The organism is Verrucomicrobiia bacterium (genome assembly GCA_035574275.1).
GTDB lineage: Bacteria > Zixibacteria > MSB-5A5 > DSPP01 > DSPP01 > DSPP01.
The window spans coordinates 64,061-88,087 of record DATLYY010000075.1 but is presented as its reverse complement, the minus strand read 5'-3'; the positions used below and the strand labels follow the sequence as shown (position 1 = coordinate 88,087).

The window sequence follows — 24,027 nt, the reverse complement described above, 5'->3', positions numbered from 1 at the left end:
CGCCGGGGAGAATTTTGCGGATATTAAGAGCGAAAAAAGACCCAAACTTGGACAAAAACCGGGGAATTATGTACGAAATTTCGGTCTTTACAACCTTTGCCGCTTCCCACCATTTGGCGGGATACAACGGGGACTGCGCCCGCGACCACGGCCACAACTGGAAGGCCGAAGCGGTGGTGACCGCCAATGGATTGGATGATGTCGGCATCGCCATCGATTTCAAGGAGGTCAAAAAGCTGTTGAAGGAGATCACCGAGCCGCTGGACCATCGCAATCTGAACGACCTGCCGCCGTTTGACCAGAAAAATCCGACGTCGGAAAACATCGCCGCCTGGATTTACGGCGAGCTGGAAAAACGGCTTCCGTCCGGCGTCAGGCCGCTAAAGGTACGGGTCTGGGAAACGGAAAAATATTCAGTCACCTATTCCAAATGAGTTTGAAGGTCAACGAAATCTACTTTTCCATTCAGGGGGAATCCTCCTACGCCGGGCTCCCCTGCGTTTTCGTCCGGCTGACCGGATGCAATTTGCGCTGTGTATGGTGTGACACGGAATACGCCTTTTACGAGGGGGAATGGAAAGCGCTCGACCAAATCGTGGCGGAAGTGAGTCAGTTCGGCTGCAAGCTGGTGGAACTGACCGGCGGGGAGCCGCTTTTGCAAAGGGAAAGCTTTGTCTTGGTGGATAAACTAATAGTAGCCGGATTCAAAGTGCTTATCGAGACCAGCGGCTCGATTTTGCTCGACAAATTAAATCCGGCAGCCATCAAGATAATGGACATCAAATGTCCTGGCAGCAAGATGGAACACAAAAACCGCTGGGAGAACATCCATTTTCTGACTCCCAAGGACGAAGTGAAGTTCGTTCTGGCCGACCGGGGGGATTATGACTGGGCGGTTGCCGTTTTGCGCAAGCATCAACTGGACAGAAGGGCGACAGTTCTTTTCTCCACCGTTTTCGGAGCGCTGGAGCCTGTGAACGTGGTGGAGTGGATTTTGCAGGACAGGTTGCCGGTGCGCTTTCAACTGCAAATGCACAAGTTCATCTGGCATCCGGAGACTAAAGGCGTATGAGGAGGCCGTTGGCCGTTGTTTTAATAAGCGGGGGGATGGATTCGGCCGTGGCGCTCGCCATGACTTTGAAGGAAGGGTTTGCCGCCGCCGGGCTGCATTTGAACTACGGGCAGAAAACAGAAAGGGGGGAGGAGCGCGCCTTTCAAGAAATTTGTGATTTTTACGGCATCCACCGGCGAATGGCGGTTCCTCTTCCCTACTTTTCACAAATCGGCGGTTCCAGTTTGACGGACGAGAAAATTCCGGTATCGACCGCCGGTGTCGATTCAACGACGATTCCGACTTCCTACGTGCCGTTCCGCAATGCCCACGGGCTTTCAATCGCCGCTTCCTGGGGGGAGGTTTTGGGAGCTTCCCGACTCGTCATCGGCGCCGTGGAGGAGGACAGCTCCGGCTATCCCGACTGCCGGGAGGTTTTTTACAAGGCGTTTGAAAAGGCAATCGATTTGGGAACCAAACCGGAGACGAAAATTGATATTTGGATGCCGGTGATTCATTTTTCCAAGGCGGAAATCGTCCGCAAGGGGAGCGAATTGGGTGTTCCGTTCCATTTGACCTGGTCTTGTTACCAAAATGAAAATTTGGCCTGCGGGGTGTGCGACAGCTGCCGGCTGCGGCTTAAAGGATTTGCCCAAGCGGGGATCGAAGACCCGATTCCCTACAAAAAGAAAGAGAGCATCCATGCGTGATTTGCAGAGCGAAAAGGATTTCCGGAACGTCCCCTTGAACCGGGTCGGCATCAAAAACCTGCGCTATCCAGTGGAGGTTTTGGACCAGAAGGCGGGGCGGCAGAAAACGGTGGCCAACATTTCGATGTTTGTCGATTTGGCCGGTGATTTGCGGGGCACCCATCTTTCCCGCTTCGTGGAGCTGGTGCACAGGCATAAAGATGAAATAGGGGTTTCCAATCTGGCTTCCATTCTTTCGGACACCAAGGAGTCATTCGGCTCTCGGGATGCTTATCTGGAACTTGCTTTCCCCTACTTCATCGAAAAACAGGCGCCCGTAACGGGGGAGCGTGGGCTTTTGGAATATCGGGCGTTTTTTGCCGCTTATCTGTCTGATTCTTATCGCGGCACGGTGGGGGTTTCGGTGCCGGTGACCACGCTCTGCCCCTGTTCCAAGGAGATTTCGGCAGCCGGGGCGCATAATCAAAGAAGTTTGGTCGGGTTGTGGGTGGAGGCCTCCCGCTTTGTCTGGTTCGAAGAACTGATTGCACTGGTGGAGGAAAAGGCCTCGTCCGAACTGTTTTCCCTTTTGAAACGGGAGGATGAGAAATTCGTGACCGAAAGGGCGTATGCCAATCCCCGATTTGTGGAGGATTTGGTGCGGGAAATCACGCTCGAACTGGAGGATGATGAAGAGGTTTCCGGTTTCCGGGTGGAGGTGGAATCGCTCGAATCAATACACAATCACAATGCTTACGCCTTGGTCGAGCGTGGGTCTGTCCTCGGCCCGGTTTCCACAATTCCCTTCTGGGCGCCGGAAAAAATAACCACGGCGTTTTAGTTCCTTGGCGAGCCAGAAAGTTTTGCTTATCGACGACCAGCTTCTGTTCATTTCGCAAATTTCGTCCGGGCTTGCAGCTTTGGGACTGGAAGTCGAATCAACCTTGCCGGGCAATAACGGACTCGTTGGAAAAGCGGCGCAAAGTTCGCTCGTTTTGGTGAATCTTGGATTTGGAGGTGAAAAAGCGCTGGAAGTGGTGCGGAGCTTGCGGAAAAATTTGCCGGATTTGCCGATTGTGGGCTACTGCGGTCACGAGGAGAAAACTATTAGGGAAGCGGGGCTGAAAGCTGGAGCGACGACGGTGGTGCCGAATTCACAGGTCACGCTGAATCTCGGGAAAATCGTTGGTCAATTCGTCAAATTTGGATGAAAAGGAAAAGTGTAAAAGAAGAAGCGGAAACAAAGCCGGAGGGTTTGTTTGTCCGAATTTACCGGCTGGTGAACACCATTCCGCCGGGAAAAGTGACCACGTACGGCACCATCGCGCGGGTTTTGGGGAATCCGCGGCTTTCCCGCCGGGTGGGGTTTGCGATGGCTTCGCTACCGCAGGGTTCGAAGGTTCCCTGGCACCGGGTTCTCGGGAAAAACGGCATTACCGTTCCTCCTCCCTATAACGCCCTTCAAAAGGCGTTATTGACGAAGGAAAAGGTGCGCTTCGACAAAAACGGCCGGCCCCTGGAGAGGCATTTTCATCTGTTTTGAAAGGGGGCGGGCTTGATTTTTCGACTAAAATTCTTACCTTAACAGTGCCCATTAAAACGGGTTTGACCCTGCTCCCTCCAAGCCCCAACGCTCGGAGGCAGCTGAACTTTTGACCGAAGGGAGAGGAATGCAAAACTACGAAACGACTTTGATTTTGTCCCCCATTCTGCCGGAAGCGGAATGGGAGGCGAAGGTTTCCCGCTACGAAGGGCTGATTACGGCCGCCGGCGGGGAAATCAAGAAGAAAGAAATTTGGGGGGTGCGCAAGCTGGCCTATCCCATCCGCCACCGCTCGCAGGGGTATTACGTCTTTTTCCAATATCAGGCGCCCGGGGAACTGCCGCGGGAGCTGGAGCGGAACATCCGGCTGGACGAGGAGATTCTGCGCCATTTGACCGTGGTGGCCAAGCCGGTTCCCACCCGCCCGGAGCCGCCGACGCCGCAGCTTGAAGCGAAAGGAGTGGAATAATGCCGCGCCGCTTTGAACGGGAAGAGGAACATTCGAGGGAAAGGGGAGATCGGGGAAGCCGTCCGCCGGCCGCCAAGAAAAGCTGCCGCTTTTGCGCCAACCCCTTTGACCCGATCGACTACAAGAACGAGCGGCAGGTGCGCCGTTTGGTCTCCGAGCGGGGAAAAATTCTGCCCCGCCGGGCCACGGGGAACTGCGCCAAGCACCAGCGGGAGGCGGCCATTGCCGTCAAATACGCCCGGCATCTGGCGATTTTGCCGTTTGTTTCGGAATTTCATAAATGAAGCAAAACGCCTTTCTTTTGGCCTTAACTTTCGGCCTGGCCGTCTTGGCCACCAGCGGCTGGGTGCCGGCGGGGCTGGTATTCGTCATTAATCTGGCGCTTACGGCGGCCTTGATCTTCCTTTTCGGGCGGCTGCCGGTGAAGACCTCGCTCGGGTGGATATTCGTTCTGACGGCGGCTTCCGGCTGGATGGGAAAAAGCTGGATGACCTCGGCGATCTATTTCGCCTTGATCCTCCTTCCGGCCGCCGCGGCCGGACTGGCGGTGGCGAAAAAAATGGCATACGGGCGGGCGTTTTGGGTCATGGCTTTTTCGGCGGTGGTTCCGACGGGTCTTTTTGTGTCGTTTGCCTATGATTCGGTCAAGCTCCAGCTTGCCTCCATGGGTGAAACGATGAAACAGCTTTTTGCCGGGTTCGGTTCGTCGGTCCAAGCCGCCGAGTTGCAGAAGGCGGTGCAATCGTATCTGGAGTTCATCATCGACGTGATCCCGGCCCTCTACTTTATATCCAGTTTTTTCTTTTTGGCGATGGCTCATCTTTTGGCCCTCTGGGCCCTGGGGCGGGCGGGTGTTTTTTCCCCGGGGCCGAAGAAGTTTGTCACCTGGCAGGCGCCCTTCTTTTTGATTTTTCTGCTTGGCGCCGGGCTGGCGGGGCATCTTTTTCTGCAGAATGGCTGGGTGCGCGCGGCGGACAACCTGCTTTTGATCGTGGTTTTCGTCTACGCCATCTGCGGAACCTCCAATCTGGAGTATTTTTTCAAAAAGCTGCGCACCCACTGGGCCATCAAGGGGCTTTTTTACATCTGGCTGGTGCTCTTCGGGCTGGCCTCTTTTTTCATTCTGTCGGCGGTCGGGTTTTTGGACAGCCGGTTTGATTTTCGGGGGCTCAAAAAAGTTGGTTTGGCAAAGGAAAGCGAGGAATAAATGAAAGTCATTTTAAAAGAAGACGTGGAAAAACTGGGAAAGGTGGGAGAGGTGGTCAGCGTGGCGGACGGCTACGCCCGGAACTTTTTGATACCGCGTCAGCTGGCCACCGTGGCCACCAAGGGAACTTTGCGCGCGGTCGAGCACATCACCCGGGAAAAGGCCTTGCGCGACCAGAAAAAGCGCCGGGAGCTGGAACGGCTGAAGCAGACCATAGAGAAACTCTCCTTAATGACCGAAAAAGAAACAGGGGAGGAGGATCGGCTGTTCGGGTCGGTCACCAGTTCGGAGGTCGCCGAGCTTTTGGCCCAGCAGGGGGTCAGCGTGGACCGGCGGAAAATCGAGCTGGAGGAGCCGATCAAGGCGCTCGGAATTTACGAAGTGCCGGTGAAACTGGGGCTGGATATCACCGCCACGGTAAAACTCTGGGTGGTGCGGAAAAAAGAGGAGATTTCGGGGTAAACGGAAGCACCTTTGGAGCGTATTACTAAGGGAAGCGGGTACAACGGATGGCTCTTATGATTCAATCCAAAATAAACGGACTGGCCCTGGACGTTTCCACCCAGTCGCCGGTGGTGATTCTGGCCCCGCTGGACGCCTCCGGCCCGAGCGGGGAGAAGGTTTTACCCATCTGGATCGGCCCCTTCGAGGCACAGGCGATTGCGATGGAGCTTTCCGGCATCCCCTCCAAAAGGCCTTTGACCCACGATTTAATCAAATCGGTCATTTCCATGATGGGGGGGAAAGTGGAAAAAATCGAGGTGACCGAGCTGGTGAACCAGACCTTTTATGCCAAAATATACGTTTCCGTCAACAGCCACATGGTGGAAATCGACGCCCGGCCTTCCGATTCTTTGGCTTTGGCTTTGAAATCGAAAGCCCCCATTTTTGTCAACGAGGAGCTTTTCCAGGACAAGAAAGACCAGATGGGGCCCATCGGCGGGCCGGAGCAGGGAGGGGAATCCCCCGATTCGCTGAGGGAACGGCTGCGGCGCATCAATCCAGAAGATTTCGGCCGGTACTCGCTTTAGTTTTTTCCCTCGTTTTTTGCAATTCAATTCCCAGAACATATAGGGAAATATTGATACCCTTTGTTGCGTCAGGAGTTACTCCTGACGCAACAGCCGCAACATTGAAAATGGAGGACTAAAGTCCTCCGCTACGCTAAAAAAGTTGATTATATTGCTTTTGGCAGTGTCGAAAACCTGAAAAACGTATCTGCCCCTTATATGATTTCTGAAGAACAAATCTGGAAAGCGCTGGAAGGCGTAAAGGACCCCGAACTGGGGATTTCCATTGTCCGGCTGGGGATGGTCAAAAAAGTGAGCGTGGAGGGGGGGAGGGTGACCGTCGATGTCGCTTTGACCATTTCCGGCTGTCCCCTGCGGGAAAAAGTGGAGAAGGATGTGACCGAGGCGGTCTCCAACCTTGATGGGGTGTGCTCCGTTCAGGTCAATTTGGGGGTGATGGCCAAAGAAGAGCGGGACGAACTGGTGGCGCAGTTGACCGGAAGAAAACAAAGCCAGCTTTTCGCCGGGCAGCGCCCGAAAAAAGTCATTCCCATCGCCTCCGGCAAAGGGGGGGTGGGGAAATCGACGGTGACCGCCAATTTGGCGGTGGCGTTGGCCGCTTCCGGTTACAAAGTCGGCGTCATTGATGCCGATGTGTATGGATTTTCCATCCCGCAAATGTTAGGCGTTTCCGGACGCCCCACGGTCATCAACCAGATGATTATCCCGCTCGAAAAAGACGGCGTCAAGGTCATCTCCATCGGTTTTTTAGTGCCGGAGGATGCCTCGGTCATTTGGCGCGGACCGATGCTGCACAAGGCGATCACCCAGTTTATGACCGACGTTTTTTGGGGGGAGCTTGATTTCCTGCTTCTGGATTTGCCGCCGGGAACGGGGGATGTTTCCATCACCGTGGCGCAGGCGTTGCCGGAGGCGGAGATATTAATCGTCACCACGCCGCAGAAGGTGGCCTTTAACGTGGCCGCGCGGATTTCCAAGCTGGCGGAGGTGGCGCACTTGAAAATTATGGGGGTGGTGGAAAATATGTCCTACTTCCAGACGCCGCAGGGGGAAAAGATTCACATCTTCGGCAAGGGAGGCGGGCGGGAGCTGGCCGGGAAACTTGGAGTGCCGCTCATCGGCGAAATTCCGATCAAAGTAGAAATCCGGGAAGGGTCGGACCGGGGGGAGCCGGTTTCGATTTACCGCAAGGACTCCGCCACCGGGCGGCTGTACGCCGAAATCGCCCGGAAGCTGGCGGCGACCTTACCTCAACCAGCCTTGGCCGTTTCGTAAATCTTTTCCAGTTTTTTCAAAATCAAAGGGAGGGCAAACTTTTCAACCACCTTCTTTTGGCCGGTGTCTCCCATTTGTTTGCGGAGGTCAGTACTCTCTGCAAGCTTGGTCACCGCTGTTGCAAGTTTTTCACCCGTGCCGCCGACAAAGTCGGACAACGGAATCAGAAACCCCTCATTTCCATCGTTGATGATTTCCGGGATGGCGCCGGCTTGGGGGCCGATGACCGGCAAACCGGCGGCCATTGCTTCGATAACCGAGAGGCCGAACGATTCCTCATACGCCAGCGAAAGAAAAATGTCAGTTGCGGCCAGATAGGGGCGCACGTCGGCCACCCCGCGCGGGCCGCTCCAGAAAAAGTAGGGGCCCAGCCCCTCCCGTTTAATTTCCTCAAAACACTGAATAAAAAGCTTTTTATCGTGGGGGTACCAGCCGCCGACAATGAGAAAACGAAGTTTCGGCTCCCTTTCCAAAAGTTTGGGCGCCAGCCGGGTTAAATCGAGATGCCCCTTCTTCGGGGTGATGCGGGAAATCATTCCGACCACGATTTCGCCACCCGTCCAACCCAATTCTTTTCTGGTTTTTTCGCGCAGTTCCGGAGCCGTTTTCCAGTTCTCCGGCAGAATGCCGTTGTGCAGGGTTTCGATTTTTTCCGGTCCGACGGGATAGACGGCGCGGCATTTTTCGGCCAGAAAATCGGAAACCGGCAGAATGCGGCTGACTTTGGAATAAAGCCAGCGGTGGTAAAAATCTTTCTTGGGGCTTCCGGGGGATTGGTGTTTGACCAAAAAGAGTTTGGATTCTGGGTATTTTCTTAGCGCCCAGACCAAATAGGGCAGGTCTTTGGGATAATGGCAAATGACCAAGTCGATTTTCTTTTCGGTCAGCAACTCACGGATTTTCGCAATCAACCCCCAACGATTTTGGGCGGTGAGCAAGTTTGGCGTTTCAGTTTGCTTTTCGGATAAGGGGGTTTTTCCCCGAACCAAAAGGTGACTCTCCTTTTTTTCCGACAGCCAGAAATTGTGCCAGTCCAAGGGGACTTTTTCCATTCCCCCCCAGCCGCCGGAGGTTATGACCTGCAGGATTTTCAAATGAAGAAAAAAAAGGCGGCCGAGACGATCAGGATGTAAACCAGAAAAATCAGAAGCTCGTAGCCCAGAATCTCCTTGAATTCCACTTTGGCCACGGTCAAAAGCGGGATGGCCCAGAAGGGCTGAATCAAATCGGTGGCCATATCCCCCCAGGCGTAGGAGGTGACCACCTTGGCGGTCGGCACGCCCAGGTTTTGGGCGGCGTCCAAAAGATACGGCGCCTCGATGGCCCACTTGGAGCCGCCGGAGGGGACAAAGTAGTTCACCAGCCCGGAGTACCAGTACACGAGCAAAGGATAAGTTTTGGCCGAAGAAATGGAAACGAACCAGTTGCCGACAATTTCCGCCAAACCCGAATCCTTGATGATGCCGTACATCCCGGCGTAGAAGGGAAACTGAACGAAGACGCCGAAAACCAGCTTCCCCCCTTCTTCCGCCGCCCGCCAGAAGCTCTGCGGGGAGGAATGGAGGGCGAGGCCCATGAAAAGGAAAACGAAATTCAGAAGATTAATATCCAGATTGGTCTTACCGGACGCAAAACGCATCCAAAGCCAAAGTCCGGCAACGAGGGCAAAGGAAACATTGAGGAACGGCGTCTTTTCCCACCAATCGAGCCAGCTTTTCGGCTTGGAAAGCCGGTAGTTTTCCCGGCTGCCGAAGGTTTCCAAAAGTTGGGGATCGACCGGGCGGCTTTTTTCGGGGGCGGGATGCAAAGCCGGGACCAGGAATGCCAAAACAAGCGTGACGAGGCCGACCAAAATCAAATTAAAACTTGAAAAAATCGTTTCCCCGGTCGAAATGACGCCGATTTTTGCCTCGAGAAAATGCCCCGGCGTGGCCACCAAAAGGGGAGCCGAGGCAGAGAGGCCGGCGTGCCAGGTGCAGCCCATTCCCAAATAGGCGGCGGCAACTAAAAGCGGATAGTCCACGCCGGTTTTTCTTTTGGCAATCTGTCGAACCAGAAGCGCCGAGCCGACCATTGAAAGCCCCCAGTGGAAAAAGGCCAGCGCGAGCGAGGCCAAGGTCATTACCAAAATGGAGCTTTTGGGGCCTTTGGCCAGCCCGGCGACTTTTTCCAAAAAAGCGGCCACCGGGGCGGAGGCGGCGACGATGTAGCCGGTCAAAATTATCAGCGCCATCTGCATGGCAAAGGTCAGAAGCTCCCAAAAACCGTTCCCCCAGAAGTGAATGGTGTCGCCCAGCGAAATCCCGACCACCCCCAAGGACATACCGAAGGTGAAGAGGGTCAGAATCAAGGCAATGACGAAAGCGGAGGGGATGAGCCGCTCGCTAAGATTAATCAGCCCGGCGGCGCTTTGCGACAGGAGTTTCATCCGTCAGGCGGGCCGGGGGTGGGCGGCAAAGAACGGCTCGTAGCTCTTTTTCAGAAAAGCCAAACTTTCCTCCACCGTGTAAAAAGGAGTTTTTAAAACGGACTGGGCTTTTTCGATGCGCACGCCCCCCAACAGGGGGCGGGGGGCTGGCTGTTTGAGCGAGGCTGTGTCAATCGGGGTGATAAGCTCGTGGTCGTAGCCGAAAAAGCGGGCGATCCGCATGGCAAAATCGTAGCGGGAAAGATAGGTCCTGCCCGCCAGGTTCAAAATTCCCTCGACGTTTTTTTCCACCGCCTCCTTCACCAAGGCCGCCAGATTGTCTGCCAAAGTCGGGTTGTTGTACTGGTCGGAGACGATTTTGACCGGTCGGTTTTGGGAAAGTTCCCCCACGAGCCACATGAAAAAATTCGGCTTGGAGGCGAGCTCGTGGACGCCGAAGAGCACGTTTGTGCGCGCCACCAGATGGCGGCAGCCGACCCGCACCACCTTTTCCTCCCCCCAGTATTTCGTCTTGGCGTAATAACCGAGCGGGTTGGGGCGGGCCTCCTCCGAATAGGGGCCGGCTTTGCCGTCGAAGATGTAGTCGGTGGAAAAATGAACCAGAAGGCTTCCCAGCCGTTTGACTTCCTGCGCCAGAAAGCCGACCGCTTCGGCATTCACCTGGTAGGCCTGCGCGCGCTCAAATTCCGCCTGATCCACCTTGGAATAGGCGGCGCAGTTGATGACCACCTCCGGTTTGAAGGAGGAAAAAAGGGCGGCGACGGCCCCGAAGTCGGCCACGCTGGCCAACTCGGACGGAATGCCGAAGGTCCAGTTTTCCTTGCTGTTCGTGAAGGTGGCCAACAGTTCGTGAGCCGGGTCCTTGGCGAAAAGCTGGGCGATTTTCAGCCCGAGCAACCCCAAGGCCCCGGTGACCAGAACACGGCTCATTTGGTCTTTTTGGTTCGGTACTCGAAGACCCGGCGCCCCGCTTCGGCCAACGCCTCGATCGATTCTCCGGCATCGGCCCAGAACCCCTTCAAAACCGAATAGGTCATTGTCCCTTTGCCGATGTAGGCGTTGTTGATGTCGGTCACTTCGAGCTCCCCGCGGGCCGAGGGCTTCAAGGTTTTTACGATGTCGAAGACCTCGTTGTCGTACATATAAATTCCGATTACGGCCAGGTCGGATTTCGGCTTTTTTGGTTTTTCGACGATGTTTAAAACCCGCCCTCCCTTCACCTCCGCCACGCCGTAGGCCCTCGGATTGGTCACTTTTTTCAGAAAAATCTTGGCGCCAGCGCGCTGGCGCTTAAAATTTTCCACATCGTCCCGGATGGAGTCGAAAATCAAATTATCCCCGAGCATCACCAGAACCTTTTCCCCCTCGGCAAAATGCTCCGCCAAGCCGATTGCTTCGGCAATGCCCCCCTCTTTTTCCTGGTAGGTGTAGTTCAAATGCTTGAGCCCGAAGGCCCGGCCGTTTCCCAAAAGGCGCAAAAAATCCCCCGCCGAGTTGCCGCCGGTGACAATCAAGATGTCCTTGATCCCCGCCTCCACCAAGGTCTGGATGGGATAAAAAATCATCGGCTGGTCGAAGACCGGCAGAAGATGTTTATTGGTAATCTTGGTTAAGGGGTAAAGCCGGGTCCCCAACCCGCCGGCCAAAATGACGCCTTTCAAATTTTGCCTTTCAACGTCCTGCTCGTTTTTCTAAAAAGCAAAGGGCGGGGAGACCCGCCCTCGGAAAACCAAAAAAGCTATTTCTTTTCGGCTTTTTTCTCTTCTTTCTTTTCTGTTTTGGCCGGTTCGGCTTTCTTTTCGGCCTTCGCTTCGGCCGGTTTCTTTTCCTTCCCTTTGGCTTCGGCCCCTTCTTCCTCTTCCTCCCCTTCGGCCGGCTTCCGCTCGGTAATCACTTCCGGCTCGGCCACTTCGGCGGCAGCCTCCAGCTCCCCTTCCTTGATGATGGTCGGCGGCACCACGGAGGCGACGGACAGGTCGCCGTCCACCAGAATCTGAATCCCCTCGGCCAGCTTTAAATCCCGGACGTGGATGGAGTCGCCGATTTTGAGCTGGGAGACGTCCACATCGATATGCTGAGGAATTTCGGTCGGCAGACAGGAGATTTCGAGTTCGCGGAAGGTGTGCTGCAAAATTCCGCCCGTGTCCTTCACCCCCACCGGGGTTCCAATCAGGTGCACGGGGACTTTCACGGTGATTTTTTTGGAGAGGGAAACGTGCTGGAAGTCAACGTGCAGAATCCTTCCCCAGACCGGCTCCCGCTGGATTTCCCGAATCAAGGTCTTTTGGGTCTCCCGGCCGCCGTTTTCAATCTCCAAGTTGATCAAGACGTTTTCGCCGCGGATGGAATGGTACAAATTTTCAAACTCGTGGGCATTGAAAACGACCGGGGTGGATTTCCCCTCCCCGTAAACCACCCCGGGCAAAAGCCCCCGGGTGCGAAATTTTTTGGCTTTCTGTTTGCCGGCCTCTTTGCGGGCCTGGACTTTAAACGAAATTTCCTTCATGGCTGCTCCTTTTACTTAGCGTTTCAATACCGGGTCAAATCAAAAAGCAACAAAAGGGGGGCAAAACCGGCCGCACCCGTTTGTTTGCGAAGGATTTAAGATAACATATTCGGGCTAATCAAACAAGGAGGAAACCGACTCTCCGCGCGAGATGCGCAGGATCGATTCCCCGAAAAGGGCCGAGGAAGAGAGCACCTCCAGATTGGAAGGCAGCCTCTTGGCGGACAAATCGATGGTGTCGGCGACCACGAATTTTTTGATTTTGGACTTCCCAATCCGCTCCAGCGCCGGCCCGGAAAGGACCGGGTGGGTGGCGCAGGCGTAGACCGCACGGGCCCCCTTTTGGGCCAACACGTCGGCCGCCTGCACAATGGTGCCGGCGGTATCCACCATGTCATCCCGGATGATGACGGTTTTTCCCTCCACGTCGCCGATGATGTTCAAAATCTCCGCCTGGTTGGCCTGCGGGCGGCGCTTGTCGATAATCGCCAGCCCGGCGTCCAGCTTTTTGGCGAAGGCCCGGGCAATCCGGATGGCGCCGACATCCGGCGAAATCACCACCGGGTCGGGAAGTTTCAAGTCCAGAAAGTAGCGGTTGAAAATGGAGGAGGCGTATAAATGGTCGGAAGGAATGTCGAAAAACCCCTGAATCTGGGAGGCATGCAAATCCATGGTTATCACCCGGTCGGCCCCCGCCACCGTTATCAAGTTGGCCACCAGCTTGGCGGTGATCGCCACACGGGGCTGATCCTTGCGATCCTGCCGGGAATAACCGTAGTAGGGGAGCACCGCCGTGATGGTTTCCGCCGAAGCCCGGCGGCTGGCTTCGATTAAAATCAAAAGCTCCATCAGATTTTCGGCCGGGGGGTTGGTGGGCTGGATGATGAAAACGTCCGCCCCCCGCACGTTTTCGTTGATTTGCACGAAAATCTCCCCGTCCGAAAAGCGGGAAACCTCGCAGGCGGTCAAGGGGAGTCCCAAAAACTGGGCAATCTTTTCCGCCAACGGCCGGTTGGCCGTGCCGGTCAACAGTTTCAGTCGGTTCGCCATCTTCTCCTTCCCAAAGGGCGCAAAATATAATCAAAACCGGCGCAAGTGCCATGGTTTTTACCGGGTGTTATATTGAACGACGATGGTTTCCATTTCCGAGGCAAAGAAATTTCGGCGCGCGCTTTTGGCTTGGTTCGAAAAAAACCGCCGGACGCTTCCCTGGCAGGATGGGGTTGGACATCTGACCCAAAAAAATCGGGAGTATCGGGTCTTTATCTCTGAAATAATGCTGCAGCAAACCCGCTTGGACCAAGCCCTGCCCTATTATGAGCGCTGGATCAAAGAAATTCCCTCTTTTGAAGTGCTGGCAAAAACGCCGATGCAGAAGCTTTTGAAGCTCTGGGAGGGGTTGGGATATTATGCGCGAGCAAGGTACTTAAAGAGGGCGGCTCAAATCATAGTTCAGAAGCACGGCGGCCGAATACCAAACGACTACGGACAAATTCGCGCCCTGCCGGGGGTGGGGGATTACACGGCGGCGGCTTTGGCCAGTTTCATTCATCATCAGCTCTATTTGGCCATCGACGGCAACAACTTCAGGGTTCTGTCGCGGGTTTTGGCAATGCCGGGAAGTTTCTCTAGTCCAAGAAACAGAAAAAGACTGGCCGAAGCGGCATTTCCCCTGCTGGACCGCAAGCAACCGGGCCTCTTCAATCGAGCTTTGATGCGGGTGGGGGTTTTGGTTTGCTTTCCCAAAAATCCGAAATGCGGGATTTGTCCGGTTCAGATTTTCTGCCGTGCGTACCAATCCGGAGAAGTGGAACGGTTTCCGTCACCCCGGCGAAGAATAACAGCGCCGCATTATCAAATTGCCGCCGGCATCGTTTGGAAAGATGGAAAAATTCTTATCGCCCAAAGAAAACCGGACGGGCTTTTAGGGGGATTGTGGGAGTTTCCGGGCGGGAAAAGAAAATCGAAAGAAACGCTGGCGGAGGCCTGCCGCCGGGAAGTACGGGAGGAAACCGGCGTTTCCGTCCGAGTAGGCGCCCGGGCGCAAACAATTCACCACAGCTATTCCCATTTTTCCATCACCCTTTCGGTTTTTCACTGCTTTTACAAAAAAGGGACACCTCAAGCGCTGGGATGCCAGAAGGTCCGCTGGGTTCGGCCGAAGGAACTGGAAAGGTATCCTTTTCCAAAGGCCAACAAAAGAATCGTGCCCTCTTTGGCGTTGGGAAGGCTTTTGCCTAACTAAAAAGCCGCCAGGCCCCCAGCGAAAGCAGCAAAGCCAGAAGAAACGAGCCGAGGATTATCAACTCGGAGCGGTGCTGAAAGAATTTCGAAACAGCATCGTTGGGTAGCTTTTCGATTCCCGTGTCCAAATTGCGCGCCCGGCGCAAGCCCAAAAACACTCACGTGCAGAAAAAGGCCTGCGAAATCCCCAGGGCGGCGAAGAACAGCAACAAGAACAAGAGGCCGTAGGCGGCATTCGGCTCGTTTACAATGGCAAATAAAAGGGTCAAAATCACGGAAAAACCAAGCGCAACCAGTCCCATCCGGAGACGCTTTTGAATCTCCTTGGGGCCGATGTTGCAGAGCGCTCCCATTGTTACGCCCGAGCCGGGGAAAAGGCCGGTTTCAGCTCATCTTCCTTGGAAAAGAAGAGGAAGTGATCCAGATAGTAGTGCAAGAGCAGAAAGGAAAGCACCACCGTGTAGTAGCTCTGGTCTACGCTGAAACCGGAAAGTTTGTATACCACGTAAATGAAGGCCCCGGCAATAAGGGTCAAAAGGACGTTGAAGCCGTAAAATTTCCGGGTGCTTTCCCCTTCCATCATTTTGTTCACGAATGGGCTGCCGATGGCCCCTTTCTGTTTGCGCAGTTGGTTAATGTGCCAGGTCAAGGCGAGATACTGCAGGGAATGCCAGGTGTTGAACCCCTGAAAGGCGGTGTCCAGATTATTGAAGGCCGGAACGACAAAAGCGACGCCGGCCGTGGTGTACACGAAAAGGATTTTTGGCCAGTTGGCGGTTTTCGTCCGGATTTCCCGAATCGTGCGGGCTGTGAAAAGGGTTAAGCAGCCGAGGAAAAATGCGAAGGCGAGATAAGTCAAAAGACGGGTCTGTAAGAAGGGTGGAAAGAGCAGCTTGGTCGGTCCTATCTGAAAGGTTCCCTCCACCAGTTTATAAACGCCAATTGGATAGAGGGAGCTGACTATGAAGGCATAATCCAACAAACGGGAAGAGCGGGACATCGGAACGGGGCTCCGGTCGTTGTACCTCCCGGCGATGTAGGAGGCCTGGTGCAAGATGTGAATGGAAGCCCAGGAGAAAAAGGTGGTCAGAAGCAGGGTGTAGGAGGTCAACGTCAGGGCAATCACGGCCGTAGGGATGACCAAAACGCCGAGAAAAAACAGGAATTTATACCGGCCGACAAAATTCGGCTCCATGGCCGTGCGGGTGGCCGTGGCGTACATGTGCGGCCCCCCCACCAAGACGGTCACAACCAAATTGATAATGATGCGGGCCTGATCGGTTTTGAAAAAACTGTACAATATGATGGGAAAGGCGACCAGAACGGCTGAACCGGTTATCCAGAGCAGGTCCCATTCTTTGTTGCGCAGCCAGATTTTGTCGGTGTCAACGGCCATTGTATTTGAACCGTTCATATTTTCACACTCCTCTTGTCATTTCACGGTTGCTTTCAAACAAATTATTGCCGGAAGGTAAAAAAAATAGGGGGGCAAAATCAAGCAAAAAATGAATGGCGACCGGTCGCTTTTAATATGGTTCTTTTCCCATAGCCATGGGGGTTTGTCCCCACAAAAAATGCCAAAATTTGTTTCGAAAACCGGCCTCTCCCTTGCTTGTTGCTGCAAAACCCCGTGAAGGACAGCCGGTTACGTTTTTAGGAAAAATTTTTCAACCCGCACGCCGTTTGCGCAAATCCAAGGACGGAAAAAGAGGAGGAAAGGAAAAAGGGTTAATTTGATAATGCTTCCCATAACATTGCAGTTTTCTATAACCGTTGGCGAAAGGGGTTGCCCATGAACCCACTGTGCAGGTTTTTCAATCATTTGCCCGGCGGCGCGGGTGTTGTCGGCATTGCGCTTTTCTTTCTGGTTTTCAGCTGCAGTCGGCAGATTCCCACGGCCCCCCAAGGACAACCGGTCGTTCTGAAATCTGTTGTGACGGAAAAATCCTCCGGCGAGTTCGTCAAAAAGCCGGTCGGAAAATACTTGGAGGCTCCCGATGAATTTATCGAGGAGCCGGAAGCCGAAACGGTGGTGGCGTTTGAGCCGGACTCGCTGGATTATGCCGCCACCGAGACCGGCGAACCGGTCGAAAGATCGGTTGGTTCTTCCGGCTACACCGTCAAGTTCCCGATCGGAACGAAGGATACCGCCCTTTTGATCGTGCCGGACGGCGCACTGGACAAAAGCTGGAATCTAAGATTACGGGCCGATCTGGTTTCCACCCGGGACGAGAAAATGTCGGTGGCGATATACGACTTTTTCCCGGAAGGGTTGGTCTACCTGAAAGATTGTTATCTGGTGCAGCCCACCCGCTTTCCGGACGGAACCCTTCTGGCACTTTCCTGGTACAACCCCCTCTCCAACAAATGGGAGGAGGAGAGCGTGGCCCGGGTTCAAAACGGCCGGGCGGTTTTTGTCATCAAGCACTTTTCCAAATACGGGGCCCCTTATGACGGCCTCGGCTCCGGAGGGCAGTAGCAAAGTGGCATATCCCGTAACGCAAAAAAGAAAAAACGAACGCTTGAATGAAAGGAGTCGGTATGCGACCACTGCGTAGGTTCCTTGCGCACATGGCCGGCGGGCTTGGGGTAATCGGCATCGCCCTTTTCTTTCTGGCTTTTAGCTGCAGCCAGAAAACCCCCACCGCGCCGGTTGTCAGCCAGGCGCCGAATCCGGCCGCTGGTCAGGTTTCCACCGTGCCGCCCGCTAATCTCCCGATCGTCGGGGACCTGTTGGGGAACACGGTCGGGAAACTGATTGGCTGGTTGGGAGGAGTTTTGGCCATTCCGGTTCAAAACACGAACCGGGTATCGCTTTTGACCTTTCCGGTCGGAAGCCTTTTGCAGCCGACTTATATCACGGCATCGGCCCGGTTTGATTCCCGCGCGAATATCACTTTCTATGACTTCGGGCCGGATGGGCTGAATTTCCTTAAACCGGTTCTTTTGGCCCACCGCGCCCCCGGACAGAACGGCAAGGTTCTGCACTTGTGGTATTACAACCCGAATACTAGGCAGTGGGAAAAAGCGGGTTCGGCCACGGTGATACTCGGCACGGCCACTTTTTCTGTTCTGCATTTCTCGAAATGGGCGGTCACCGAAGATGGGGACGGGCTCGGCTCGGGAGGACAGCAGTAAGATTCTTGCCGCAAGAAAAACGGCCCCGAAGGACTCCGGGGCCGTTTTTTATTTGGGTTGAAAGGACCGCCGGGCTAAATTTCGTCCGAGCGGGGATACTGTTTTTTGACCACCAGCGGCCAAGCGTCCCAGAAGACCGGCAGGGCGCGCAGGATGCATAGAATCACGGTGCCATAGGCCAGAAGGTCTCCGAAGAGTACGATAAAGCGGAAAAGTCCACGCGGAAGGAGGAACATCCCTTCCGCGGCGGCGGAAACCAGCGTGAGAACAAGCCCGAACCATATAAACACGGCCGCTTTGGCGAAGCCGTACAGCCCGCGGGAGAAGCGCCCGGCGACCAGAAATTTGGTCACGGGGGATTTCATCATCGTGTCCGGCCCGAAGGCGGTTTTTCCCTCGGCAAAGGCGACCGCGCGCAGGCTGTCCACGATGAAGCTTCGGGAAATCACCACCAAGGGCATCCAGAGCGGCACCATGTTGATGACCGCAAAGTAAATCCAGAGGGCGTTTTCCACGATCCGGTCGCCGGTGATGTCCAAGAGCGCCCCCAGCTTGGAGGCGATTCCCAGCTTGCGGGCCACGTAGCCATCCCAGGCGTCCATCCAGATCACCGCCGCCACAAGGAGCGTGGCAGCAAGGTTGGCCCAAAAGCCCGAACCGAAAAGGGAGATGGCGACAAAGACCAAGACAATTCGGGCGATGGTTATAATGTTGGCCTGCATCGTTTCACCTCGTTTCTGCGCCGCGCGGGGCGGATTCTGGATAGCGCCGTTTAACAAAAGCAGAGGAAACTACAAAGGCGAGCCCTCCAACTACCATCCCGGCCAGCCCGTCCACTACATAATGGTATCGGCCGTAAACGGTGGAAAAAAACAGGAGCGCAAACCAAATGACCGTTCCCCAAAAAAGTTTCTTGTTCAGCCGGGCGGCGGCAAAGATTACCGCCGTGGCGGCGGAAAGATGGGTGGAGGGAAAACAGCCCCCCACGATGGCCCCTTTGTGATGCAAATAATCGTTCAGCTGCCGGAAAATCCACTTTCCCTCAATCAGCATCGTCTGCTGCCCGGCCAGGGTTTTCCAGGGTCCTTCGGCCGGAACGAGAGGGAAAATCAGATAACCCAAATAGAGGGCTAAAAGATAATGAGCAGCGAATTGCTGGAAGTCTTTTGAAGTTTGCTTGAGATAAATCCAAAGCCCAAAGAGCGGAACAAAGTAGTAGGTGAAATAAATAAACTCGAAAAACTCAGTCGCATAGGGATTGGTAATTTGTTCCAGGGCTACGGTCGGGTGGGCGCCTAATAATTGGAAATCGGCGGCTATCAGCCAGTTGTTTTTCCAATCCGGATAAATCAAATGCACGAAGTTCTCCGCTTCCCAGAATAGAAAGGTGATTAGCAAAAAGGGATACCAGTTTCTAAAAAACCGGTAGGCCGGATGTTCCCGGTGAATGCTCGCTATAAACAGAATGGATGACGCAATCCCCAAATGCAGAAGCAAAAACCGCCACCAGCCGGGGAGCTGGGGATTGAAAAATAAAACCAGAATCGATATGATGAGAAGATAACCCAGCGTGGCAATGTCGGCGGGAAGCAGAAAACTTCGTTTTTGCGGCACGGCCAGCAATATGGCTCAAAGAAATTGCGGGGGCAACCCTATGGGGATTGCCCTTATTTACGCCGCACCGTGGTTCCGACGACCAGGCCGGCCGCAATAAGCACCAGATTTTTCACCACAAACTCTCCCAAAACCGTCAGATGCAGCGGGTTGCCGTTTTGAAAGGAGAGTCCTGGGTGGAATATCAATACCAAAAAAGTGCCGGCCATTTGCATAAAGAAAAGCAAAAGAACGAACCGGAGAGCTTTTCCGAACAAAAGGCCCAAACCAACCACCGTTTCCCAAAATCCAAGAAAGGGAACAAACCATTCGGGCGGGAACCAATAGACGGTCTGGGCGACCAAATCAAAAACCGGGGAAACCTTGAAAACCTTCAAAAGTCCGAACCAGATAAAAACGACCGCCAAAGAAGAGCGCAGAAGCTTTATCCCCCAGTTTAGCATGAATTTCACAAGGGCAGAATCCAAGCGGCCGAAGAGTTTTTGGAAAGCGTCCATCGTTACCTCCCACCAGGAATTATAACAAATTTAAGTTTTTTTACGTCCCCTCAAATATAAAACCGCCCCGATTTCTCGAGGCGGCTGTGGGGAGGTGATACCTAAAAACCGGCTCTCACGAGCGGGCCGAAAAATTTCAGTTCAAGTAGGCGCGCAAGGCCTTGGAGCGGGAGGCGTGCCGCAGGCGGCGAATCGCCTTTTCCTTGATCTGGCGCACCCGCTCGCGGGTCAAGTTGAAGCGGGCGCCGATCTCCTCCAAGGTCAGGGCCTTTTCATGGTTCAGCCCGAAATACAAATTGATGACTTCCGCCTCGCGCGGGGTCAGAGTGTCCAGGGCCTTTTCGATTTCCGAACGCAAGGAATCGCGCAAAAGCTCCTCGTCCGGGGAGGGTTGGTTGTCGTCCTCCAGAACGTCAATCAGCGAGTTGTCCTCCGAGGTGGAAAAGGGGGCATCCAGCGAGAGATGGGAGTTGGAAATCTTCAAGGTGTCGGAGACCTCCCCTTCGGTCAGCGAAAGCTGGGTGGCGATTTCGTCCGCCGAAGGATCCCGCCCCAGTTCCTGCTCCAGCGCGGCGGAAACCTTGCCGATTTTGTGGAGCGTGCCGACCCGGTTCAAGGGAAGCCGGACAATTCTGGACTGTTCGGCCAAGGCCTGCAAAATCGCCTGCCGAATCCACCAGACGGCGTAAGAGATGAACTTAAAGCCGCGGGTCTCGTCAAACCGCTTGGCCGCCTTGATCAGCCCGATGTTCCCCTCGTTGATCAAATCAGCCAAGGAAAGTCCCTGGTTCTGGTACTGCTTGGCCACCGAGACCACAAAGCGCAGATTGGCCTTGGTCAGTTTTTCCAGGGCCTCCTGGTCGCCGGCCCGGATGAGCTTGGCCAAGGTCACCTCCTCGGCGGCGGTGATCAAGGGGGTCTCGCCGATCTCCTTCAGGTACAAATCAAGCGAGCGATCCTCGTCCCGGTATTTCTTCGACTGCCGTGCCACGTTATTCCTTCTCCTTCTTTATTTTCCGGTTTGGTTCCTATCCTTTGCCGGTGAACTTCTTAAAACAGTTTTTTCGCCTCAATCGTTCCCTATTCCCCGGCCCGCAGCGCCACGTAGCTGGGCTGGGAATCCAAATCCCGAATCAAAAGCGAGAGGGGGCGGTCCTTGCGGGCCCCTTTCAAGGCTTCCTGAAAATCGTTTTCCGAGGCTACCGGCCGCCCGTTCACTTCGGAAATGATAAACCCCGGCTCAATCCCTTTCCGGTCGGCCGGGCTGCCCGGTTCCACATCCAACACGATGACGCCGGGATGATACTCCACGTCAAAGCGCTGGGCCAGCTCGCGGGTGGCGGTGCGGATGGTCATTCCCAGCCGCGCATCGGCCGGGGCGGAAGGACGCTGCCGGCCGGAAATGGAGGCCAAGGAGGCGTTCCGTTCAGCCAGCCGGACGGTAAAGGACATCGGTTTGCCGTTGCGCAACACCTCCACCGTCACGGCTTTTCCCGGTCCGGCGGAGGCGACCCAAAAACGGAACTGGGTCACGTCCGTTACTTTCTTGCCGTCGAACTTTATAATCACGTCCCCTTGCCGTAGTCCTGCGGCGCCGGCCGGGCCGGACTCAAAAACCTCGGAAAGAATGACCCCTTCGTTGGTTTTCAGCCCGTACGAGGCGGCCAAATCCTTGTTCAAATCCTGCAGGGACACCCCCAGCCATCCCCGGGTGACCTTGCCGGAGCGCATCAATTCCGGGAGAATCTCCTTGACTAAGTTAATCGGAATGGCGAATCCGATTCCCACGTTGCCGCCCGACGGGGAGGCGATGGCGGAGTTGATTCCCACCACCTGTCCGTGAATGTCCACCAGGGGCCCGCCGGAGTTCCCCTGATTGATGGCGGCGTCGGTCTGGATGTAATCCTGGTAGGCGGGGGTCTCATCCCGGCCGAACTGCAGATTGGAGCGCCCCTTGGCGGAGACCACCCCAACGGTCACCGTCCGGTCCAGATTTTCCTGGGGAAACGGATTGCCGACGGCCAAGGCCCAGTCCCCGACCCGCAACGAATCGGAATTCCCCAAATCGAGCGCCCGCAGTTTCTGATCCGGTTCAATCTTCAAAACCGCCACATCGGTCTCCTTGTCGGAACCGACCAGCCGGGCCTTGAGGCGGGATTGGTCGGAAAGGGTCACCCAGATTTCGGTGGCTTCCGCAATCACGTGATTGTTGGTCAGAACATAACCCTCCGGGTCGAACACGAATCCGGAGCCGAGCGAAAAACTTGGGACCCGGCGCCGGTCGCCGAAGGGAAACCAGGAATGATAGCGGCTCAAATCTTCCACCTTTTCGGCGGAGATGTTCACCACCCCGTCCCGCACCCGGTCCACCACCGCCACAAAGGGGGAAACCACCCCGGCATTAAGATAGGTGGCACTTCTTTTTTCCTGACTGAAGCTCCGGCTGGGCAAGTCCAGCCCCGTGGCGATAAAAATGCCGACCAGAGTGAAAAAGCCGGCAATAAAAAAATAGCTCAGAAACCGCTGGTTTTTAAGACGAACCAACTCTCTTCCTCCTCCACGGCCGGTGCTCTCCGGCCGCTCAATCGATTTTTAAGACAAAACCTCAATATACCTCAATTGCACTTTCTGTCAAGATTCTTGTTTCCAAGACCTCGATTTTAATGCAAGCCGTTGACCGGCAAACAGTTAATTCGCGCAAACGACCATTTCCACAAGATTATACGCAGGATTTGCGATTTTGGTTGCTTTGAAACAAGACTTTTGCCTGTAAAAGAAAGACGCGTAAAGGGTGTATTTCCACAGTCGTTGGAGTGCTGTCGATACAGTGCCATCGGCGTCAGGCTGAATACTGTCTGTTGTCAAGCAATCACTTAGCCCGTTCTGGCTTGGCTTCAGAAATCAAATCGCAAACTGGAATAGACATTGTCATTTTGGTCGAACTGGCCCCAGAAGGAGGTCTCTTTTTTACCGCCGAAGAGATTGCCGCCCAAAATCAGGCACAATTTGTCCGAAAGTTTGTACTGAATTTCCGGAATCAGGTAGTAATCCTCGTCCGAAGGGCTGTAAAAGCCGAAGCCGGAAAGCTTCAAGGTTTGGTACTTCAACCATTGGGTCAGCCGCAGGGTGAGCATTTGCCTAAAGCGATCCTGCTTGGGAAAGCCGGGGGGGAGGGCGGCCTCGTAGGATTTATAGTCCTGCATCACTTCGCCAAAGAATTGCAGGGCGTAGGCAAAATCGGTCCAGCCCTGCCTTTGGTATCCGGCCAGAAAACGGTGGGAGGAGTTGGGAATGAGAAGATTATCCCCACGCCTATCCTGCCGGGAGTCGTAGAAGCCGTATTCCAAGCTCAAAATGCCGCTCTGAACGGTTCTTTGGGCGCTGGCGCCATAAACGGAAAGCTTGGGAAAGAAGTACGTTACAGAAACGCTGTCCGCTCGGGCTAACGGGCTTTTGAAAAAGCCGCAGTAGGCGTATAGAGCAAGTTCAATTCCGGCAACGTTGCGATACAGCCGGCCGGCCGCTTCTACATTTTCAAACTGGCGCGAGGGTTTGGTTTCCATCTGATTCGGCATTGACGCGAACGGATTGTAAAGGAAAAAGCGGTCGGGGGTCGGCAGGCGGTCCGGCTCGAAAAAGGGAAGGGCGGTTAGTTCGGCCGAAAAAAGGGAGGAGGTGAAGGTTGTTTTGAGCCCGTCCACCCCGACTTTCAGATACTCCACCGGCCGGCCGGAAAAAAAGGCCTGCCAATCCTTGGGAAAAAGGTCGTTGACAAAAAGCAGATCCCCCAAGCCCCAGGTGATTATCTGCCGCCCGGCGCGGAGGTCGAAATTTCCGGCGCGGTAGTCCAAAAACGCCTCGCGCACTTCCAATTCAGATTCGGAGGTCAAGGCGTCTTGAAAAAAATCGATTTTGGCAAAGGCCCGGCCTTCCCCTTCTGCGGCGGAAAGCTTCAACTGCAACCGCTGGTCGGCCAAGAGAAAATCGCCGAAGGTTGGATTCGGCGCGGCTTTGGCCGTGCGCAGGGCATAGTTGGCCAGAACAAAGCCGTGCCAGTCGATTTCTTGAGCGGCCGCCCGTCCAACAAATGTGAACAGGAGGGCGGCCGCCCAAAAGCGGAAAGTCCTCATGCCGTCGCTTTCTCCTTCATTCCGCACTTGCGTAAAATTGTCATCATTGGGCACCAGTTGGTCAGGCCGGATTGAAAGAGATTCAAGCCAACGAAAAGCGTCAACAAAAGCCAGTAATAGGAAACGAAGTAGGCCAACGCCAGGCTGACGAGAATGAACGTGCCGGCAATCAGCCGCAGGGTCTTTTCGAGTTGCATTTTTTTCT

The 24,027-nt window shown here is 54.8% G+C and carries 31 protein-coding genes; 15 read left to right on the top strand and 16 right to left on the bottom strand.

Annotated elements, in window-relative coordinates:
• The first annotated feature begins 68 nt into the window (after window positions 1-68).
• The 12 genes from queD (at window position 69) to VNL73_10730 (ending at window position 7,265) form a co-directional block, all read left to right on the top strand.
• Window positions 69-434 (top strand): 6-carboxytetrahydropterin synthase QueD, encoded by a 366-nt coding sequence (gene queD / locus VNL73_10785; protein HXF49891.1) that lies wholly within the window; start codon window positions 69-71, stop codon window positions 432-434.
• Window positions 431-1,072: a radical SAM protein gene (locus tag VNL73_10780; protein HXF49890.1), complete on the top strand. Its 642-nt coding sequence runs from the start codon at window positions 431-433 to the stop codon at window positions 1,070-1,072. The genes queD and VNL73_10780 overlap by 4 nt, the downstream gene beginning before the upstream one ends.
• The gene (queC, locus tag VNL73_10775) at window positions 1,069-1,761 is read left to right on the top strand and encodes a 7-cyano-7-deazaguanine synthase QueC (protein HXF49889.1); all 693 of its coding nucleotides are present in this window, start codon (window positions 1,069-1,071) and stop codon (window positions 1,759-1,761) included. The genes VNL73_10780 and queC overlap by 4 nt, the downstream gene beginning before the upstream one ends.
• Complete coding sequence (folE2, locus tag VNL73_10770; protein ID HXF49888.1) at window positions 1,754-2,581, top strand: GTP cyclohydrolase FolE2; 828 nt, start codon at window positions 1,754-1,756, stop codon at window positions 2,579-2,581. Before queC ends, folE2 begins: the two co-directional genes overlap by 8 nt.
• 4 nt (window positions 2,582-2,585) lie before the next feature.
• A complete protein-coding gene (locus tag VNL73_10765) occupies window positions 2,586-2,951 on the top strand; it encodes a response regulator (protein ID HXF49887.1) in 366 nt (121 codons plus the stop codon).
• A gap of 44 nt (window positions 2,952-2,995) precedes the next feature.
• A complete protein-coding gene (locus VNL73_10760) occupies window positions 2,996-3,283 on the top strand; it encodes an MGMT family protein (protein ID HXF49886.1) in 288 nt (95 codons plus the stop codon).
• Window positions 3,284-3,410: 127 nt separating this feature from the next.
• Window positions 3,411-3,752, top strand: a complete 342-nt coding sequence (rpsF, locus tag VNL73_10755) for a 30S ribosomal protein S6 (GenBank protein HXF49885.1) — start codon at window positions 3,411-3,413, stop codon at window positions 3,750-3,752.
• A complete protein-coding gene (gene rpsR, locus VNL73_10750; protein HXF49884.1) occupies window positions 3,752-4,036 on the top strand; it encodes a 30S ribosomal protein S18 in 285 nt (94 codons plus the stop codon). The genes rpsF and rpsR overlap by 1 nt, the downstream gene beginning before the upstream one ends.
• The gene (locus VNL73_10745) at window positions 4,033-4,959 is read left to right on the top strand and encodes a DUF2232 domain-containing protein (GenBank protein HXF49883.1); all 927 of its coding nucleotides are present in this window, start codon (window positions 4,033-4,035) and stop codon (window positions 4,957-4,959) included. The genes rpsR and VNL73_10745 overlap by 4 nt, the downstream gene beginning before the upstream one ends.
• Window positions 4,960-5,421, top strand: a complete 462-nt coding sequence (gene rplI / locus VNL73_10740; protein HXF49882.1) for a 50S ribosomal protein L9 — start codon at window positions 4,960-4,962, stop codon at window positions 5,419-5,421. It begins immediately after the preceding gene.
• A gap of 56 nt (window positions 5,422-5,477) precedes the next feature.
• Complete coding sequence (locus VNL73_10735) at window positions 5,478-5,990, top strand: bifunctional nuclease family protein (protein HXF49881.1); 513 nt, start codon at window positions 5,478-5,480, stop codon at window positions 5,988-5,990.
• A gap of 198 nt (window positions 5,991-6,188) precedes the next feature.
• Entirely contained in the window at window positions 6,189-7,265 is a 1,077-nt protein-coding gene (locus VNL73_10730) for an Mrp/NBP35 family ATP-binding protein (protein ID HXF49880.1), read from the top strand.
• On the opposite strand, the gene VNL73_10725 is transcribed toward VNL73_10730, so the two are convergent.
• The 6 genes from VNL73_10725 to VNL73_10700 form a co-directional block, all read right to left on the bottom strand.
• Entirely contained in the window at window positions 7,241-8,359 is a 1,119-nt protein-coding gene (locus tag VNL73_10725; GenBank protein HXF49879.1) for a glycosyltransferase family 4 protein, read from the bottom strand. The two genes, VNL73_10730 and VNL73_10725, sit on opposite strands and share 25 nt — an antisense overlap.
• Window positions 8,356-9,693, bottom strand: a complete 1,338-nt coding sequence (locus tag VNL73_10720; GenBank protein ID HXF49878.1) for a TIGR00366 family protein — start codon at window positions 9,691-9,693, stop codon at window positions 8,356-8,358. The genes VNL73_10725 and VNL73_10720 overlap by 4 nt, the downstream gene beginning before the upstream one ends.
• A gap of 3 nt (window positions 9,694-9,696) precedes the next feature.
• Entirely contained in the window at window positions 9,697-10,623 is a 927-nt protein-coding gene (locus VNL73_10715; GenBank protein HXF49877.1) for an SDR family oxidoreductase, read from the bottom strand.
• Window positions 10,620-11,354 (bottom strand): sugar phosphate nucleotidyltransferase, encoded by a 735-nt coding sequence (locus tag VNL73_10710; protein HXF49876.1) that lies wholly within the window; start codon window positions 11,352-11,354, stop codon window positions 10,620-10,622. The genes VNL73_10715 and VNL73_10710 overlap by 4 nt, the downstream gene beginning before the upstream one ends.
• Window positions 11,355-11,431: 77 nt before the next feature.
• Entirely contained in the window at window positions 11,432-12,199 is a 768-nt protein-coding gene (locus VNL73_10705; protein HXF49875.1) for a 50S ribosomal protein L25/general stress protein Ctc, read from the bottom strand.
• Window positions 12,200-12,313: 114 nt separating this feature from the next.
• Window positions 12,314-13,249: a ribose-phosphate pyrophosphokinase gene (locus VNL73_10700; protein ID HXF49874.1), complete on the bottom strand. Its 936-nt coding sequence runs from the start codon at window positions 13,247-13,249 to the stop codon at window positions 12,314-12,316.
• Window positions 13,250-13,331: 82 nt separating this feature from the next.
• Between VNL73_10700 and mutY the strand changes: the two genes are divergently transcribed.
• Complete coding sequence (gene mutY / locus VNL73_10695; GenBank protein ID HXF49873.1) at window positions 13,332-14,444, top strand: A/G-specific adenine glycosylase; 1,113 nt, start codon at window positions 13,332-13,334, stop codon at window positions 14,442-14,444.
• Here mutY and VNL73_10690 read toward each other — a convergent pair.
• Genes VNL73_10690 through VNL73_10680 form a run of 3 tightly spaced genes read right to left on the bottom strand, consistent with a single transcriptional unit; the run spans window position 14,437 to window position 15,857 of the window.
• Window positions 14,437-14,601 (bottom strand): hypothetical protein, encoded by a 165-nt coding sequence (locus tag VNL73_10690; protein ID HXF49872.1) that lies wholly within the window; start codon window positions 14,599-14,601, stop codon window positions 14,437-14,439. The two genes, mutY and VNL73_10690, sit on opposite strands and share 8 nt — an antisense overlap.
• A complete protein-coding gene (locus VNL73_10685) occupies window positions 14,602-14,796 on the bottom strand; it encodes a hypothetical protein (GenBank protein ID HXF49871.1) in 195 nt (64 codons plus the stop codon).
• A 2-nt stretch (window positions 14,797-14,798) separates the two neighbouring features.
• Window positions 14,799-15,857 (bottom strand): hypothetical protein, encoded by a 1,059-nt coding sequence (locus tag VNL73_10680; protein HXF49870.1) that lies wholly within the window; start codon window positions 15,855-15,857, stop codon window positions 14,799-14,801.
• 378 nt (window positions 15,858-16,235) lie between these two features.
• Between VNL73_10680 and VNL73_10675 the strand changes: the two genes are divergently transcribed.
• Window positions 16,236-16,922 (top strand): hypothetical protein, encoded by a 687-nt coding sequence (locus tag VNL73_10675; protein ID HXF49869.1) that lies wholly within the window; start codon window positions 16,236-16,238, stop codon window positions 16,920-16,922.
• A gap of 62 nt (window positions 16,923-16,984) precedes the next feature.
• Window positions 16,985-17,581, top strand: a complete 597-nt coding sequence (locus VNL73_10670; protein HXF49868.1) for a hypothetical protein — start codon at window positions 16,985-16,987, stop codon at window positions 17,579-17,581.
• 74 nt (window positions 17,582-17,655) lie between these two features.
• On the opposite strand, the gene VNL73_10665 is transcribed toward VNL73_10670, so the two are convergent.
• From VNL73_10665 to VNL73_10635, 7 genes are all read right to left on the bottom strand, one after another.
• Complete coding sequence (locus tag VNL73_10665) at window positions 17,656-18,303, bottom strand: CDP-alcohol phosphatidyltransferase family protein (GenBank protein ID HXF49867.1); 648 nt, start codon at window positions 18,301-18,303, stop codon at window positions 17,656-17,658.
• A 4-nt stretch (window positions 18,304-18,307) separates the two neighbouring features.
• Window positions 18,308-19,195 carry a phosphatase PAP2 family protein gene (locus tag VNL73_10660; protein HXF49866.1) on the bottom strand — a complete coding sequence of 296 codons (888 nt, stop codon included), beginning with the start codon at window positions 19,193-19,195 and terminating at the stop codon, window positions 18,308-18,310.
• Between the two features lie 53 nt (window positions 19,196-19,248).
• The gene (locus VNL73_10655) at window positions 19,249-19,692 is read right to left on the bottom strand and encodes a DoxX family protein (GenBank protein ID HXF49865.1); all 444 of its coding nucleotides are present in this window, start codon (window positions 19,690-19,692) and stop codon (window positions 19,249-19,251) included.
• 136 nt (window positions 19,693-19,828) lie between these two features.
• Window positions 19,829-20,683 (bottom strand): sigma-70 family RNA polymerase sigma factor, encoded by an 855-nt coding sequence (locus VNL73_10650; protein ID HXF49864.1) that lies wholly within the window; start codon window positions 20,681-20,683, stop codon window positions 19,829-19,831.
• Between the two features lie 89 nt (window positions 20,684-20,772).
• Window positions 20,773-22,236 carry a Do family serine endopeptidase gene (locus tag VNL73_10645; GenBank protein HXF49863.1) on the bottom strand — a complete coding sequence of 488 codons (1,464 nt, stop codon included), beginning with the start codon at window positions 22,234-22,236 and terminating at the stop codon, window positions 20,773-20,775.
• A gap of 350 nt (window positions 22,237-22,586) precedes the next feature.
• Window positions 22,587-23,822 (bottom strand): hypothetical protein, encoded by a 1,236-nt coding sequence (locus tag VNL73_10640; GenBank protein HXF49862.1) that lies wholly within the window; start codon window positions 23,820-23,822, stop codon window positions 22,587-22,589.
• Entirely contained in the window at window positions 23,819-24,019 is a 201-nt protein-coding gene (locus tag VNL73_10635; protein ID HXF49861.1) for a DUF2892 domain-containing protein, read from the bottom strand. Before VNL73_10635 ends, VNL73_10640 begins: the two co-directional genes overlap by 4 nt.
• Window positions 24,020-24,027 lie beyond the last annotated feature (8 nt).